We start from the raw sequence: 15,774 nt of genomic DNA, 5'->3' as shown, positions 1-15,774 counted from the left end.
GTAGGAGCTGGCTTGCCAGCGATGAGGTTCGAAGAACCTCCCCGCGATTCAGATCAGGAAGAAAAGATTTCCGTGTAACGACGAATCCATTGGTCATGCACGCTCGCCAGGAAGGCGTTGTCGTGCATGATCGCCTTCTCGGCAATCTGCTCCGGCGTCAGGATGAATGGGCTCTTGCGGGCCTCGGCAGAGATGATGGCCTTGGCGTTGACCGGGCCGTTGAAGATGTCTTCGGCCATCTTGCCCTGGACCAGCGGGTCCAAAGAGTGGTCGATGAAGGCGTAGGCCAGGTCGGTGTCGCCGGGACGGTTCTTCGGCATCACCGACAGCATCAGGTCGGTATAGAAACCTTCCTTCATGCCAAAAGTGGCGCCCAGGCCGTAGGCCGGATCGCGGATCTGCTTGGGGAAAAACGCCGGGGCGTACAGCCCACCCATGTCCAGGGAACCGGTGCGGAACAGCTCGGCGATCTGGTTGGGATTTTCCCCCAGGGTCACTACCCGGTCCTTGAGCTCGGCGAGCTTCTTGAAGCCCGGCTCGATGTTGTGCTCGTCACCGCCGGCCAGTTTCGCGGCGATGATGATCAGGTCCATGGCCTCGGTCCAGTTCGGCGGCGGCAGGAAGATATTCGGCGCCAGCTCCGCATCCCACAACGCGGCGTAGCTGGTTGGCGCTTCGCTCAGGGTGCGGGTGCTGTAGACCAGGCTGTTGCACCACAGCAGGTAACCAATGCCGTGGCCGTTGGCGCCAGTGCGGTATTTCTCCGGCACGTCGAGCAGGTTGGGAATCCGGTTGAGGTCGGGCTTTTCCAGCAGGCCGGCGGCGGCCAGGCCTTCGGCACCGACTCCGGCCAGGGTGATGATGTCGTACTGCGGGCGATCACCACCGGCCTTGAGCTTGGCGACCATTTCCGAAGTGCTGCCGGTGCGGTCGGCGATGACCTTGGCGCCGGTCTTGGCCTCGAACGTCGCGGCGATGTTGCGCAGTGCCGCAAGGCCGGTGTCATCGGACCAGGTCAATAGACGCAAGGTCTTGCCTTGAAAGCGCGTATCACTGGCGTTGGCGCGGATGAACGGCATGCTCATGGCGGCGGCCGCCACCGAGGCGACCCCAACGGTCTTGATGAATTGTCTTCTGTTCAGATCATGCTCGCCCATGAAGGACTCCCTCTATTGTTGTTGATTTGAGGTGGCTGCATCCCTTGCGACCGCGCTGTTCGATCGCTGCAAACCCCTGTGCTACAAGGGCTTTGGCGATGTCGGCGGGTTCATCCTGAGGTCACGCCCTGGGCGCAACAATCGAAAAAAAATCATTGGTGCCATGTCCCGCACGCATGCCTCGTGACGAGGCATGCAGGGCCCGTTTTCGGGCAGTCAGACGGCGCGAATCACGTGTTTTATTTCCTGGAATGCCTGCAACCCCCACGGCCCCAACTCGCGACCGAGACTGCTCTGCTTGTAGCCACCCCAGGCGGCCTGCGGGAAGATCACTTGCGGTACGTTGATCCACACCAGCCCCGCCTGCAGCGCGTCGGCGACCCGCTGCGCAGCGCTCGCATCGCCGCTGACGACACTGGCCACCAGGCCGAACTGACTGTCGTTGGCCAGCGCGATGGCTTCCTGCTCACTGGCAAAACGGCGCACGCAAAGCACCGGCCCAAAGATCTCCTCGCACCACAGCGCACTGTCCAGGGGCACGTCGGTGAACACCGTCGGCTGCAAAAAATACCCGCGCGGCAGGTCCGCCGGACGCCCGCCACCACACACCAGCCGCGCACCGGCGCTCAGGCCGCGATCGATATGGCCCAGCACTCGCTGGTATTGCGCCTGGTTGACCAGCGCGCCCATCTCCACCTCGGGGTCGAACGGCTCAGCCACGCGGATCGACTCGGCACGACTCTTCAGGCGTTGCAGGAACTCATCCGCCAGTGCATCGGCCACCAGCACCCGGCTGGTGGCGGAGCACATCTGCCCGGCGTTGAAGAATCCGCCGCCACTGGCCAACTCCACCGCCAGGTCGAGGTCGGCGTCGGCCATCACCAGCAACGACGATTTACCGCCCAGTTCCAGGCTCACCCCCTTGATGGTTTCAGCCGCACGTTGCATGACCTGGACGCCCACCGCGTTGCTGCCCGTGAAGGAAATCTTCGCCACCCGCGGATCGCCCGACAACGGTGCCCCCACCGCCAGGCCTGTGCCGCAGACCAGGTTGAACACGCCGTTGGGCAAGCCGCTCTGGGCGATGATCGCCGCCAGTTCCAGCTCCGGCAGCGGAGTGACCTCGGAGGGCTTGAGCACCACGCAGCAACCGGCGGCCAGGGCCGGTGCGAGTTTCCAGGCGGTAGTGACCATGGGGAAATTCCACGGCACGATCAGCCCGACCACGCCGCAGGGTTCCCGGCGCACGCGGGCGGCAAACGCCTCGCTCGGCAGCTCCAGCGGGCGGTCCTGACTGGCGTCCAGCGCCTCTGCCAGGCCGGCGTAGTACTCGAAGGTGGCGATCACGTCATCGACGTCGATCCCGGCTTCAAACAGCGGTTTGCCGTTGTTGCTCGACTGCAGGTACATCAGCCGCTCACGGCCTGCCTGCACGCCCGAGGCAATGCGGCGCAGGATCGCCCCGCGCGCGGCGCCCGAGGTGTTCGACCATTGGGCAAAGGCCGCGGTGGCGGCACTCAGTGCGCGATCCACCGCCGTTTCGTCGCCGCCGTTGACCGTGGTCAACAGGGCTTCGGTCGCCGGGTTGATGACCCGCAGGTGTTCGCTGCCCGCCGACCATTGGCCATCGATGTACAAACCGTCCTGGGTGATCGGCAAGCTCATGCCAACACCGCCTTCTGCCACTGGTCCTGGTCGATTTCAATCAGGCTCGGGCCCTGGCGATCCACCGCGGCCCGCAGCGCCGCTCGTAGTTCATCCAGCCCATTGATGGTCTGGGCCGCACAGCCCAGGCCCTTGGCCACGGTGATGAAATCCGGGGTATAGATGTCGACGCCCACCGGTTCGATGGCGCGGTTGACCATGTATTTCTTGATCTCTTCGTAGCCCTGGTTATTCCACAGCAGGACGATCACCGGCGTGCGCGCTTCCACGGCACTGGCCAGTTCCGGCAAAGTGAACTGCAGGCCGCCGTCACCGATCAGGCACACCACCGGGGGCCGGGTGTCGCGCGCCTGGCCACCGCCGAGCCAGGCGCCGATGGCCGCCGGCAAAGCGTAACCGAGGGTGCCGTAACCGGTGGAGGAGTTGAACCAGCGACGCGGACGCTGCGGATTGAATGTCAGGTTGCCGCTGTACACCGGTTGGGTCGAATCGCCGACGAACACCGCCTCTGGCAAGACCTCCTGCACGGTTTCCAGGAACAGCGTCTGGGCCAGGGTCGGTGCGTCCCAGGTACTTGCCAGCTCAGCCCGCAGGCTGGCCGCGCGGGCCTGGCCCCAATCGCTACGGCGCTCGGCCAGGACATGTTTGGCCACGCCATCGAGCAGGGCTTGGGCGGCATATTGCGCATCCGCCACCAGCGCGACTTTCGGCGGGTAGTTACGCACGGTCTGGTCCGGGTCGATGTCGACCCGCAGCAGCGTCCCGGGAATTTCGAAGCCGCCGGCAAAGGTCACGTCGTAATCGGTTTCCGCCAGTTCGGTGCCGATCGCCAGCACCACATCGGCGTCCGCTACCAGGGCGCGGGTCGCCACCAGGGATTGGGTCGAGCCGATCAGCAAGGGGTGCTCTGCGGGCAACATGCCTTTGGCGTTGATGGTCAGGGCCACCGGCGCGTCCAGCAGCTCGGCCAGGCGGGTCACTTCGACGGCGGCATCGATCGAACCGCCACCGGCGAGAATCAGCGGACGCTGGGCGTTTGCCAGCAGTTCACTCATCTGTGCCACGGCCGACGGCGCGGCGCCAGCGCGGGTAATGTTTACCGGCTGGCTGCCTTGCAGGGCGTCGGCGTCTTCCACCAGCACATCGAGGGGAATCTCGATGTGCACCGGACGCGGACGCCCGGCCTGGAACAGGGCGAAGGCCCGGGCCAGCACGCCCGGCAGCTCGGCGGCCGACATCAGCGTATGGGAAAACGCCGCCACACCTGCCACCAGGGCACCCTGGTTCGGCAGTTCGTGCAGCTTGCCGCGACCGCCGCCCAACTGGCTGCGCGACTGCACGCTGGAGATCACCAGCATCGGGATCGAGTCGGCATAGGCCTGGCCCATGGCGGTGGTGATATTGGTCATGCCGGGACCGGTGATGATGAAGCACACCCCGGGTTTGCCGCTGGTGCGGGCATAGCCGTCGGCCATGAACCCGGCGCCCTGTTCGTGGCGCGGCGTGACGTGGTTGATGCTCGAACGGGCCAGCCCGCGATACAGCTCAACGGTGTGGACCCCGGGAATGCCGAATACCTGCTCGACCCCGTAGCCTTCGAGTAACTTGACCAATACTTCACCGCACGTCGCCATGTCTTTGCCCTTCTTGTTCGTTGAGACGCTGACCCCCGCGCGACATTGGTTGCTGCACGACGGGGCTCAGTCATGGCGTTATTGGAACGGTCTGCGGGTAGCCGCAACAATCGATAAAAAGTCATACTCGCCATGTCCTCACCTCATGCCTTGGCGTCCCATGAAACGACTTCCTCCCCTCCCCGCCCTGCACACGTTTCTGATCACGGCCCAGTGCTGCAACTTCACCCGGGCGGCCGAGCAGTTGCACATCACCCAGGGCGCGGTGAGCCGGCAGATTGCCGGGCTGGAGGAACACCTGGGGTACGCGCTGTTCCACCGCCAGGCACGCGGCTTGAGCCTGACGGCCGAAGGCCAGGAATGGTTGCCGCGTATCCAGCAGGTGTTCGGTTTGATCGACGAGGCGGTGGAACAGGTCGGCGCGCACCGCGAAACCCTGCAGCTCAAGGCCCCGACCTGCGTGATGCGCTGGCTACTGCCACGTTTGCTGCAATGGCAGAAGGAGCGTCCGGACGTGCCGGTGGAGCTGACCACCACGGTGCATCACGGGGTGGATTTTCACCGCGAACAGTTCGACGCCGCCGTGATGTACGGCGCACAACCGGACAGCGCGCTGGCGTCGCTGCGCCTGTTCGATGAACAACTGACGCCCGTCTGCTCCCAGCCGCTGCTCGATGGCCCGGTGCCGCTGCACAGCCCGGCAGACCTCGACCGGCACTTGCTGTTGCACCCCACGCGGGATCAACGGGACTGGAAAGCCTGGCTGAAAGCGGCGGACGTCAACCTCAGCACCGTGGGCAAGGGCCAGCACTTCGAGACCCTCGACCTGGCGATGTCGGTGGCCTCTCAAGGCACCGGGGTGGCGATTGGTGACTGGTCGTTGATTGGCGATGACCTGAGTGCCGGACGGCTGGTCATGCCCTTCGCGCTGAAGGTGCGTACGGGGCTGGCGTACTATCTGGTGTTCCCGCAAAAGCCGGGACCGTCGCCGCAGCTGCGCGAGTTGATGGCGTGGCTGATACTGCAGGCACAACAACGTGATGAGCGCTCGACGGTGTAGCTCCACTGCCTGCAAAACAAAGAAGGTCATGCACTTGGCATGACCTTCGGTTCATTTGATGAATCAGCTTTTCTTGATGGCATTCAAATAGCGCTGAAATGCCTCATAACGTTCGGCAGTCGCCTCCAATGCCGCCACATCCGTTATCGACTCAGGCATGTTGTCCTGGAGAAAATGTGTGTAGGCCAAAGCGACCTTGGCGACTTCTTCCCGCCAACTACGAATCACTGCCCCCAGTGCGTCCAGCTCATCCAATGCTTGGAGCTTGCGTCGCAACTCACGGACTTGCAACTCGTCAGACTTGAGGCTGGCACCCAGCATCGTCGTGCGCTCGCGCACGGCATCCCTGGCTTGCGCCAAATTGGTGAACTGACGCCCCTGGTCGACACCCTCAAGGTTTCCCTGGAGCTTGTTGAGCAGCATTTGCAGGAAGTCCTTATCCGGCTTTTTTGTCGCGACCAGCTTCATCGCACCCTGAATTTCCTCTACGCTCGGCAGCAGGCTTTTGACGATAGCCCGCCAGCCCGGCGTCTTGAACCGCTGAATGGCATCATCGATAAATTGCTTCTCCGCAGCGAGCTTCTCAAGGTCCCCCTTGTCGGTCTCAATGCGCCGTTCAATAGTCGCCACCTCAGAACTGAAGGTACTAGGCAAATTACCGACCGACTCAGCGAAACTGACCGAGTCAAGCTCCCGGACCACCCTCGCCAGATTGCAATTGGCAGAAGCCACCATCACCTGCGAAGCGCTGACCCGCTCAACCCCTTGATTGAGGAGCTTGCCTGCTTGTTGATCTTTCACTACGGAGGACAAATCAGTGAGGCTTCGAACCTCCTTGATACAGGTCAACGTTGCGACGAACCCAGTGTTGGCCAATGACGCGTGAACCATCTTGATATCGTCGAACAGTTGTTGATGTGCGTCATTCAGCTCGCCCCCGACAAACGTGAGTTTTTCTTTCAATGAGGGTAGAAAATCAAAATCCTGACCTGCCACACTCATATTCAGCCGGTCCTTGGCGACCCTCATCTCAGCAGTATCGGGCACCACATAATGACCAGCTGCCAACAATCCATAGTTATTCATAGTTATATTCATCCCTGAATAAAAAAACTTAATTATTCTTTAATAATCTGATTAAAAACAGCTGACAGCGCGTGAGCATGCCCCTTAATGGTTTTCCACGGTTCGAAAATAGCCTGAAGATTAAGCACCAGCAAAAGCAGATCCAACTCAGTCGCATTGCCTTTAAATGCGTCCAGAGACACACGCAGGCTACTCCAGACAATACCCAATACATCCTCGATACACTTGATGCCTTGCTCGGCGTCCTTCATCAATGAACGCATATCGGTAAAACGGGTCGCCAGGGTAATCAGGCTTTGCGACAACCGAGCCTTCGACAACTTACCAACCAAGTCCTCCTTACGTTTTAACAACTGATTTTTTTGCGCTCTTGTTTCTTCCGCCTGAGCACCAAATATACCACCGGTCACTAGCAGTCCAATCGGACCAAACACCAGCCCGGTAAAAGCATATCCCACTTGGCTGTCATACTCTGACTGCTTTTCGGCAATCTGCTCATCAAGCGACTTTATTTGCTCACGAAGCGCATCGACCTCGTCGTCCCTGTCAAAACGCACCTCATCGACAATTTTTTGCTTTTGCGCCAGCTGAATCAATAACTCATCCGATATCTTGCGTGAAAAATCTATTGCCAACCGATTGACGTCGGCAACCTCCAGATAGAACACCTCGATATCCTTTCTCGCCCACTTCAATGCCTTGCCGAGGTTTTCAACACGTTTTGAATCGGTACTGCCAAGCGGAATGGCAGCCAAACTTTCTTTCTCATCCTCGCTCAATGAATCAACATTGCCCTCAAAATTTTTATAAGCTTCGCTGCCCTTCAAAACCTCGACAATTGTTTCACCCGACTTGATAAACGTGCTGGCAAACAAATCCAAGTGATTGCCAACATCCTTTGTCCTACGCTCCAGCGTTGCCCATGACATTGCATGCTGATGAATCTGCTGATGAAGCCGTTGCATGCTCGCTGGGTCAAGCGCTTCGTAACCCGACTCACGATAGCCCAGGAAAGCTTCAACCTCACTGATATTTACCGGCAAGGCAAGCCCCGCACGAACATAGCGCTTAATTGACACCACATGACTCTTCTTTACGATAAACGTCTCATCATCAATATTTTCCATCCGCTTCCCAAAATACTGAACCGGCACTAATTTTGAGGCCTCCACCACATCAGTAACACCCTCCAACTTCGGAACAACTTTCTCCGCTATGATTTGCAACTGATAAGCTGCCAACTCTAACTCCCGCTCCATACATCCTCCGGCGCGCTACTAAAAATACGACTACGATTTAAATGCTTATTCATGCATTGCCTGAAGCAACGAATAACACATTGACTGTCAAGTCACCGTATCGCGCCAACACCCTTACCCACAATTCCCCAGCAGAAGCAGATAACGTAAGACGTTGAACCTGAATACTGTAAGACCTCTAAAAACGCCCCCTTAAAAATAACTTATACATAGACCAAACACTCTATAGCTACTCAACGGCTCCGCCCAACTCGACGCGATAACAGCACACACCGGCTCCGATAAGCGCGCAAAAAAAAGGCCACTCAGTGGCTAATGCCGATCAGTTAAGCCCTTTTGTAGGAGCGAGCTTGCTCGCGAAGAACTCAACGGCGCCGCGTTTATACTGAATACACGCGTTATCGTTGACGTTTTTCGCGAGCAAGCTCGCTCCTACAATTGACAGCGTCGCTTAACTGATCGGCATTACACTCAGTGGCCTTTTTTAATATTCAATCAGTAACCTACCGTAAATCTCTGCCGGGAATAAGCGTGTTTCTCTACTTCATCGAGCATTGCAATCGCATAGTCGGCGAAAGTAATCCAGCTCTTGCCTTCAGCACTCACCAGCAAGTCATCCTGGCCGATACGAAAAGTCCCGGTGCGCTGACCTTCAACGAACAGCGCGGACGGTGAGAGGAAGGTCCAGTCCAGCTCTTGCTCCTGGCGCAAAGTGTCGAGGAACACCGCGCCGGCACTGGCCTCGGCCTTGTACTCGGCCGGGAAGTCCGGGGCGTCGATGACCCGGCTGCCATCTGGCAACAACAACGAACCGGCACCGCCCACCACCAGCAGGCGCTTGACCCCGGCCGCCTGCACCGGGCCGATCACAGCGCTGGCCGGGATGGTCGCAAAATGTGCGGCGCTGATCACCAGGTCGTGACCGGCCACTGCAGCTTGTAAGGCGGCTGCATCGAGAACGTCCACGTTCTTGCTCATCACACCCGGACGCGGGCTGAGTTTCGAGGTGTCGCGGGCGATGGCGGTGACGCTGTGACCACGACGCAGGGCTTCTTCCAGCAGTTGGCTACCGGCACGGCCGGTGGCGCCAATGAGTGCGATCTTGCTCATGAACAGTGCTCCAGTGATTGCGGTTGGCTAATGACAGGGTGACGAGTTACCACTGCATCTCGCCCTTGGCGACTTTGGCGCTCAGCTCCAGGGAGCTTTCCTCACCCAGGTTCGGGTAGCGCTTGAGCATCGCAGCGATCAGCGCGGTGGAGTCCTTGGCCTTGGCGGTTTCTTGATCAAAGGCCTTGATGTACTCGGCGGTGAAATGCACGGCGGCCAGCGAGCGGCTGCTGTCACCCAGGTAGTGACCGGGAACCAGCGTCTGCGGCTGCAGTTTGACGATGCCGTCCAGGGTGCTCAACCAGTCGGCATGGGACTGCGCGGTCTGGGTGTCCGCCATCCAGACGTGGATGTTTTCTGCGACCACCACGCCGCCAACCACCGCCTTGATCGACGGGATCCACACGAAGCTGCGATCCGGCTGCTTGCCGTCCAGGCCCACGATGTCCAGGGTCTGACCTTCCAGTCTCAGGCTATGGCCCTTGAGCACGCCGGGGATGATGGTTTTAGCCGGCACGTCAGCGCCCATCTGGGGGCCCCAGAACTTCAGTTTGCCTTCAACCGTGGCCTTGATGTGATCCACCGTCGGTTGCGAGGCCAGCACTTTGGCGTTGGGGAATGCCGTCGTCAGGGTGTCCAGGCCGAAGTAGTAATCCGGGTCGCCGTGGCTGATGTAGATGGTAGTCAGCTGTTTGCCGCTGGCGCGAATCTTCTCCACCACCTGCTGGGCCTGGGACTTGCCGAACTGGGCATCCACCAGAATCGCCTCTTTTTCGCCGCTGACCAGCACCGAGCTCACCGGGAAGGTGGCAGCAGTGCCCGGGTTATACACATCCAGGGTCAATGCCGGGCTGGCGGCCGCCGCATGCGCCGCAAAACCGAGGGTGGCGGTGGCCAGTAAAAGGCGTTTGAAGGTGCTGAAACCGATCATGGTGCTGCTCCGTGTTCCGTGGGCCGGGTTTGGCGATGGGACAGAGCTTAGTTGCCTTACTCGCTACAAAAAATGCGATGCTTGAACATAGTTTGTTTCTGAAAGCGGGCAAATCATGGATCGTCTTCAAGCAATGCGCGTGTTCGTCAGCGTGGTCGACCTCGGCAGCCAGTCGGCCGCCGCCGATCATCTGGACCTCTCCCGCCCGGTGGTGTCGCGTTACCTGGCGGAACTGGAAGACTGGGTCGGCGCCCGGCTGATGCACCGCACCACTCGCAAGCTGAGCCTGACCGCCGCCGGCAACGAGATCCTGCCCCGCTGCCGGCAGATGCTCGACCTGTCGAGCGACATGCAAGCCGCCGTCAGCGAGCCGGATGACGCCCCACGCGGCCTGCTGCGCATCAGCGTCAGTACTTCGTTCGGCCAGGCGCAACTGGCCGATGCCATGGCCGTCTACGTCAAGCGCTTCCCCGGGGTCAGCATCGACCTGCAAATGCTCGACCGCACGGTGAACCTGGTGGATGAACGCATCGACCTGGCGATTCGCACCAGCAACGACCTGGACCCGAACCTGATCGCCCGGCGCCTGACTGTCTGCCGCTCGCTGATCTGCGCCTCCCCGGCGTACCTGCTCGAACACCCGGCGCCGCAGCGGGTCGAAGACCTGAGCCTGCACAATTGCCTGACTCACTCCTACTTCGGCAAGAGCCTGTGGCACTTCGAGCAGGCGGGTGAACAAGTCTCGGTGCCGGTGCAGGGCAACATCAGCGCCAACGAGGCCAGCACCCTGCTGCGCGCCGCCATGGCCGGCGCCGGGATAGCCATGCTGCCCAGCTACCAGGCCCATGTGCACATTCACCGCGGCGAACTGGTGCGCCTGCTGCCTCACGCCGAGCCACGGCAGCTGAACATGTACGCGGTGTACGCCTCACGCAAGCACATGCCGGCGGCATTGCGCAGCATGCTGGATTTCCTGGTGGTGAGGTTTGCGCAAGAGCCGGAATGGGATAAGGGGCTTTAAGCGCTATGGCGCCATCAACCGCCTGAATGTCCGCCTACAAACGCAGGCAGCATTCATGGCGTCCAGGCACAACTGACCTATGCTGATAGTAGTACCCCCGGGTATTCGTTCAGAGGTCGATGCCATGAACATTAAAACCAGACGGTATTTCGCGATCTTCATTACCTGCACCGCCACATTGGCGCTATATGGCACCGCCGCCTACCGTGTCGAACAGGCCAGGCAGCAACCCAGGGTCGCGGCCAGTTGTGGCGTTGACCAGTGCATTCCACACAGCGCGACCTTGAACGCACTCAGGTAGACCGCGCGCCCTCTTGATCGCTCTTCAAGCGATCACGAAAGGCCTTTGGCGAGATTCCGACACGGCGGCGGAACAGCCGGGTGAAATTGGTCGGGTCGGAAAAGCCCAGCAGATCGGACATCTCGTAAATCGTCATGCTGGTGTAGGTCAGCATGCGCTTGGCCTCGAGCAACTGGCGTTCGTGCATGATCTGCAATGCCGGCTGCCCCGCCAGCTCACGGCACGTGCCGTTGAGGTGGGACACGGAAATTCCCAGGCGGTGGGCCAAATCCTCGACCTTGACGTGCTGGCGATAATTCTCTTCCACCAGTTGAATGAAGCCGTTGAGGTATTCCCGGGCGCGCTGCGGGCGCTGGTGGGTGCTATGGCGCTGGATCACCTGGCGACTGACCCAGACCAGAATCACGCTGACCAAAGCATGCATGAGCATCTCGCGCGCCGGTTGATGGCCGTTGTACTCCGCCTGCAAGGCGCCGAACAGGCTATTGAGGTACTCGGCCTGAGCGCCCGCCAGGTAACTTTCAGCTTGGGCCAGGGCGTTGACCGAATGACCCAGTTGAGCTTGCAGATGAACCACCAGCGGGGCCGCCAGGGTCAGGATGAAACCCTCGACATCCTCACTGAAGCGAAAACCGTGGATCGACAGCGCCGGCAGGATCTGGATGCCAGGCTCGTCAAGCCGGGTCAGTTGGCCTTCGATTTCGAGTTCTGCCTGGCCTTTGAATACAAACAGCAACTGACATAAATCGGCATGGCGGTGGGGTTTGATTTTCCATTGGTGTTCGCGGCTGCGCTGGGAGATGGTTTCGCAATGCAGCAAGTCCGGTGTCGGCCAGTCCAGACTTTCACCATAGAGTTTGAATACCGGAATCGCAGGAAGGGCAGGCTTGTTCATAACGTCAGTCCAGGCCTCAGCGTAACGGGCGAAAATCGCCCCGATTGGCGAAATGTACAGGTTTTGGCTCAGCGTTCTTCCTTAATTGACCGACTCACCAAGGAAAAATGCAAGCGCTGGATCGATAAAAACCACCCGCCGGCCGGTCCGAGTGACGCTTTTGAGCCATAACGACCCGCAAACCACGCACAACGGTGTCGTGGAGAACGTCCATCAGCTTTCTTACGAGGCTATCGAATAGCCTGCTACCGACTTACACTGGCGGCATCCCCCGCAGGGTTTGCCCGTGACCACCATGAATCAGCCTGAATCCCCCAAGCCGGCCATTCGCAGCGTACTGATCGCCCTGATGCTGGCGATCTTCCTCGGCGCGCTGGACCAGACCATCGTTGCCGTGTCGATGCCGGCCATTTCCGCCCAGTTCAAGGACGTCAGCCTGCTGGCCTGGGTGATTTCCGGCTACATGGTGGCGATGACGGTGGCGGTGCCGATCTACGGCAAGCTCGGCGACCTCTACGGTCGGCGCAAGCTGATGCTGTTCGGCATGGGCCTGTTCACCCTGGCCTCGTTGCTGTGCGGCCTGGCACAGAGCATGGAGCAACTGGTCCTGGCGCGGATCATCCAGGGCATCGGTGCCGGCGGGATGATTTCGGTCAGCCAGGCGATCATCGGCGACATCGTGCCACCGCGCGAACGCGGCCGGTACCAGGGCTACTTCAGCAGCATGTACGCGGTGGCCAGCGTCGCCGGGCCGGTGCTCGGCGGCTACATGACCGAGTACCTGTCCTGGCGCTGGGTATTCCTGATCAACCTGCCCCTGGGCCTGGGCGCCTGGCTGGTGGCCAACCGCACGCTGGTGGGCTTGCCGGTGCCGCAACGCAAACCGCTGATCGACTACCTCGGCACGCTACTGATGATCATCGGCCTGACCGCCCTGCTGCTCGGCATCACCCAGGTTGGCCAGGGTCACGCCTGGCGCAGTGCCGAGGTGCTGGGGCTGCTGGCTGGCGCGGTACTGACCCTGGCGCTGTTCGTCTGGCACGAGCGCCGTGCCCGCGAACCGCTGCTGCCGATGCACCTGTTTGCCAACCGCAATGCACTGCTGTGCTGGTGCACGATTTTCTTCACCAGTTTCCAGGCGATCTCCCTGATCGTGCTGATGCCGCTGCGCTTTCAGAGCGTCACCGGCGCCGGTGCCGACAGCGCCGCGCTGCACCTGTTGCCGCTGGCCATGGGCTTGCCGATGGGGGCCTACTACGCCGGGCGCCGGACCTCGGTGACCGGACGCTACAAACCGATGATCCTCACGGGCGCACTGCTGACCCCGATCGCGATCCTCGGCATGGCCTACAGCCCGCCGCAAGCGATGCTCCTCAGCAGCCTGTTCATGCTGCTCAGCGGGATCGCCGCCGGCATGCAGTTTCCGACCTCGCTGGTGGGCACGCAAAATTCGGTGGAGCAACGGGACATCGGCGTCGCCACCAGCACCACCAACCTGTTCCGCTCGCTCGGCGGCGCGGTGGGCGTGGCATTGATGTCGGCCCTGTTGCTGGCGCTATTGCAGGATTCCAGCTTCGCCCACCTGGCAGGCACATCGCTGGTGAGCGAAGGCAGTTCCGGCAACGTCCTGCTCGACGGCTTGAACGCCGCCCCGGGCGACGCGCAGCACGCCCTGCGCGCCGAATTGCTGCTGACCTTCCGGCATTTGCTGATGGTCAGTGCGGCGGTGTCGCTGCTAGGGCTGGCGGCCGCCATCGCGATGCCCAACCAACTGCTGCGCGGCCGCGAACACAACGCCAAGTAGGGTCAAGGACTGTAATACCCCACCGCCACCAGCCGGTTGCCGACTTTTTTCAAGTAGGCGTGCTTGTTCTCCACCTTGCCAGTAACCGGGTTTTTCCAGCGGTATTGGTACTCGCCCTGATCCTGCGTAGCCATCAGCGCCAGGATCGGCTCGCCCACCGGTTTGCCTTCCGGGTCCTTGATCTTGCCGAAGTCGGTGTTGATCAGGCGCAAGTTGGTGCCGTGGGCCAGGTATCGTTGATTGTCGAGATTGACCACGAACACATACAGGTCGTCCTGCAGGAAACCACCCTGCAGGGAATTGATCGATTTGAGCGTGGCCTGTTCATCCTTGGCCAGGTCGGCCGCCGCTTTATCGAGCAGGGCCTTGGCCTGCTCGGCGGACGCCCGTGGCAGGTAGTAACCGACCGCAAGAATCCGCTGGCCGATGCGCTGGTAGTACACACGCTTGCGCTCGACCTTGCCGTCAGCCCAGTTCTGCCAGCGATACTCGGCGGTCTGGATGCCGTTGCCCTCAGGCACCAGCAAGGCGTTCTTGAAGGCTTTCTGCAGATCAGGGCCGAGCACTTCGGACACATCGCGCCCGATCAATGCCGAGGACGGCCCGCCACTGGCGAGCATCGTGCCCTTGGTGTCGAGCACAAAGACGTATTTGTCCTTGTCGACAAACTCACCCTGGCGACTGAAGGCGGCAAACGCCTTGTCCCCGTGGTCGTGGTAATAGGCCAGGGCCTTTTCCAGCAAGGCCAGCGCGGCCTTGTCCTCATCGGCGACCTTGGCTGCCGCCTGCACCTGCCCCAGGCACAACAGCAGTAACCCGCCGAGCAGCACGGCTTTTTGCAGAAACCTCATTGCGCGTCCCTCGTTCTTGTTGATGTTTCAAGAGCGTAGACGGCTTGAGGCTATGTACGAATATTCAGCAAAACCCAGCCGACCCGATCAAGGGCGAGTGCTGATCTGCTGCTGCAAATTGCGGATCTGGGTCTGCAAGGTGGTGATGTTGCGTGTGACCTGGCCACGGAAAGCATCGAACTCGGCCACTGTAGCGCCGCCTTGCGGGGCCGCCGGGCGATTGTCCTGCTCGCTCTTGATCACCAGCAACTCCTGCTCCAGACGGTCGATGGCCGCGCTCGGATTACCCTGTTTCTTCAACGCGGCGATCTCGGCACTGAGGCTTTTAAGCTCAGCCTCGACCTTGCTGGTATCGGCCGGCGTGCTCTTGAGGGTGGTCACCTCGGTACCCAGGGTCTTGAGTTCGCTTTGCAACTGGCTATTGAGGGTACGCTGCTCGGCGCTTTGCGCCGCGATCTGTGCCAGGCGTTTGTCCAGGTCAGTCGCCTGCCCCACCACGCCCTGCTGTTGCTGGCCCTGCTCCAGCAACTGGCTCTCCAGCTGTTTGATTTGCAACTTGAGCGCTTCACTGTCGCTGCTGACGTTGGTCTGGCTGGCGACGACCTTGCCGGAAATGTCCTGCAAGCGCCCGGCCGCTTCCTCACTGATGCGCGCGAAGCTTTCCTGGGTGGCCACCAACTGCTGCTCCATCAGGGAGATCTGCTGGAAGCTCCACCAGGCCAGGCCAATGAACGCAAAGAACAGCGCGCCCACCAACGCCCACAACGGGCCGGTGCTTGGCCCCTTGACCTGGACCGCAGGGACGCTGCGCGCCTGCACGCGGGTGGGGCCGGCGGTGTGGAAGTCATCGTGATCGAAGCTGTCGGCACGCAGGCTCGGCACATTATCGAAGTCGTCGTTGGCATCGTTACGCATGGACATGAGTCAACCTTTTGGAACCACAGAGATGGCTAAATGCGCCGAGTATAAACCTTGAACTCGGCGCATTGATCGACCCCGA

General features: G+C 60.7%; 13 protein-coding genes. 3 read left to right on the top strand and 10 right to left on the bottom strand.

Annotated features, from left to right (window positions below; genetic code table 11):
• Window positions 1–53: 53 nt before the first annotated feature.
• The 3 genes from ACIOVD_RS04445 to ACIOVD_RS04435 all read right to left on the bottom strand — a co-directional run bounded on the left by ACIOVD_RS04445 (window position 54) and on the right by ACIOVD_RS04435 (window position 4,456).
• Entirely contained in the window at window positions 54–1,157 is a 1,104-nt protein-coding gene (locus ACIOVD_RS04445) for an ABC transporter substrate-binding protein (RefSeq protein WP_095165834.1), read from the bottom strand.
• A gap of 216 nt (window positions 1,158–1,373) precedes the next feature.
• A complete protein-coding gene (locus ACIOVD_RS04440) occupies window positions 1,374–2,822 on the bottom strand; it encodes an aldehyde dehydrogenase family protein (protein ID WP_401126342.1) in 1,449 nt (482 codons plus the stop codon).
• Window positions 2,819–4,456: a 5-guanidino-2-oxopentanoate decarboxylase gene (locus ACIOVD_RS04435; RefSeq protein ID WP_095165838.1), complete on the bottom strand. Its 1,638-nt coding sequence runs from the start codon at window positions 4,454–4,456 to the stop codon at window positions 2,819–2,821. The genes ACIOVD_RS04440 and ACIOVD_RS04435 overlap by 4 nt, the downstream gene beginning before the upstream one ends.
• A gap of 160 nt (window positions 4,457–4,616) precedes the next feature.
• Here ACIOVD_RS04435 and ACIOVD_RS04430 point away from each other — a divergent pair, with 160 nt between their 5' ends.
• Entirely contained in the window at window positions 4,617–5,516 is a 900-nt protein-coding gene (locus ACIOVD_RS04430; protein ID WP_095165840.1) for a LysR substrate-binding domain-containing protein, read from the top strand.
• Window positions 5,517–5,579: 63 nt separating this feature from the next.
• Here ACIOVD_RS04430 and ACIOVD_RS04425 read toward each other — a convergent pair whose 3' ends face one another.
• The 4 genes from ACIOVD_RS04425 to ACIOVD_RS04410 form a co-directional block, all read right to left on the bottom strand.
• Window positions 5,580–6,602 carry an alpha-xenorhabdolysin family binary toxin subunit B gene (locus tag ACIOVD_RS04425; RefSeq protein ID WP_095165842.1) on the bottom strand — a complete coding sequence of 341 codons (1,023 nt, stop codon included), beginning with the start codon at window positions 6,600–6,602 and terminating at the stop codon, window positions 5,580–5,582.
• A gap of 32 nt (window positions 6,603–6,634) precedes the next feature.
• Entirely contained in the window at window positions 6,635–7,861 is a 1,227-nt protein-coding gene (locus ACIOVD_RS04420) for an alpha-xenorhabdolysin family binary toxin subunit A (RefSeq protein WP_401126338.1), read from the bottom strand.
• A gap of 495 nt (window positions 7,862–8,356) precedes the next feature.
• On the bottom strand, window positions 8,357–8,971 hold the full coding sequence (locus tag ACIOVD_RS04415) for an NAD(P)-dependent oxidoreductase (RefSeq protein WP_401126336.1): 615 nt from the start codon (window positions 8,969–8,971) through the stop codon (window positions 8,357–8,359).
• A gap of 46 nt (window positions 8,972–9,017) precedes the next feature.
• Window positions 9,018–9,902, bottom strand: a complete 885-nt coding sequence (locus tag ACIOVD_RS04410) for an MBL fold metallo-hydrolase (RefSeq protein ID WP_401126334.1) — start codon at window positions 9,900–9,902, stop codon at window positions 9,018–9,020.
• 115 nt (window positions 9,903–10,017) lie between these two features.
• Between ACIOVD_RS04410 and ACIOVD_RS04405 the strand changes: the two genes are divergently transcribed.
• A complete protein-coding gene (locus ACIOVD_RS04405) occupies window positions 10,018–10,923 on the top strand; it encodes a LysR family transcriptional regulator (RefSeq protein ID WP_095165850.1) in 906 nt (301 codons plus the stop codon).
• A 293-nt stretch (window positions 10,924–11,216) separates the two neighbouring features.
• Here the strand turns inward: ACIOVD_RS04405 and ACIOVD_RS04400 are convergent, their stop codons facing one another.
• Window positions 11,217–12,119 (bottom strand): helix-turn-helix domain-containing protein, encoded by a 903-nt coding sequence (locus ACIOVD_RS04400; protein ID WP_095165853.1) that lies wholly within the window; start codon window positions 12,117–12,119, stop codon window positions 11,217–11,219.
• A gap of 286 nt (window positions 12,120–12,405) precedes the next feature.
• On the opposite strand from ACIOVD_RS04400, the gene ACIOVD_RS04395 reads away from it, so the two are divergent.
• Window positions 12,406–13,923, top strand: coding sequence for an MDR family MFS transporter (locus tag ACIOVD_RS04395; protein ID WP_320332918.1), 1,518 nt, complete (start codon window positions 12,406–12,408; stop codon window positions 13,921–13,923).
• A gap of 2 nt (window positions 13,924–13,925) precedes the next feature.
• On the opposite strand, the gene ACIOVD_RS04390 is transcribed toward ACIOVD_RS04395, so the two are convergent.
• Both ACIOVD_RS04390 and ACIOVD_RS04385 read right to left on the bottom strand, forming a co-directional pair.
• Entirely contained in the window at window positions 13,926–14,774 is an 849-nt protein-coding gene (locus ACIOVD_RS04390; RefSeq protein ID WP_095165857.1) for a cache domain-containing protein, read from the bottom strand.
• An 87-nt stretch (window positions 14,775–14,861) separates the two neighbouring features.
• Complete coding sequence (locus ACIOVD_RS04385; RefSeq protein WP_401126331.1) at window positions 14,862–15,695, bottom strand: ATPase; 834 nt, start codon at window positions 15,693–15,695, stop codon at window positions 14,862–14,864.
• Window positions 15,696–15,774: the final 79 nt, after the last annotated feature.

The organism is Pseudomonas sp. NPDC087626 (assembly GCF_044743405.1).
Taxonomy (GTDB): domain Bacteria; phylum Pseudomonadota; class Gammaproteobacteria; order Pseudomonadales; family Pseudomonadaceae; genus Aquipseudomonas.
Note: the sequence above shows the minus strand (reverse complement) of the source record. Positions and strands in the feature narration are given on the sequence as shown.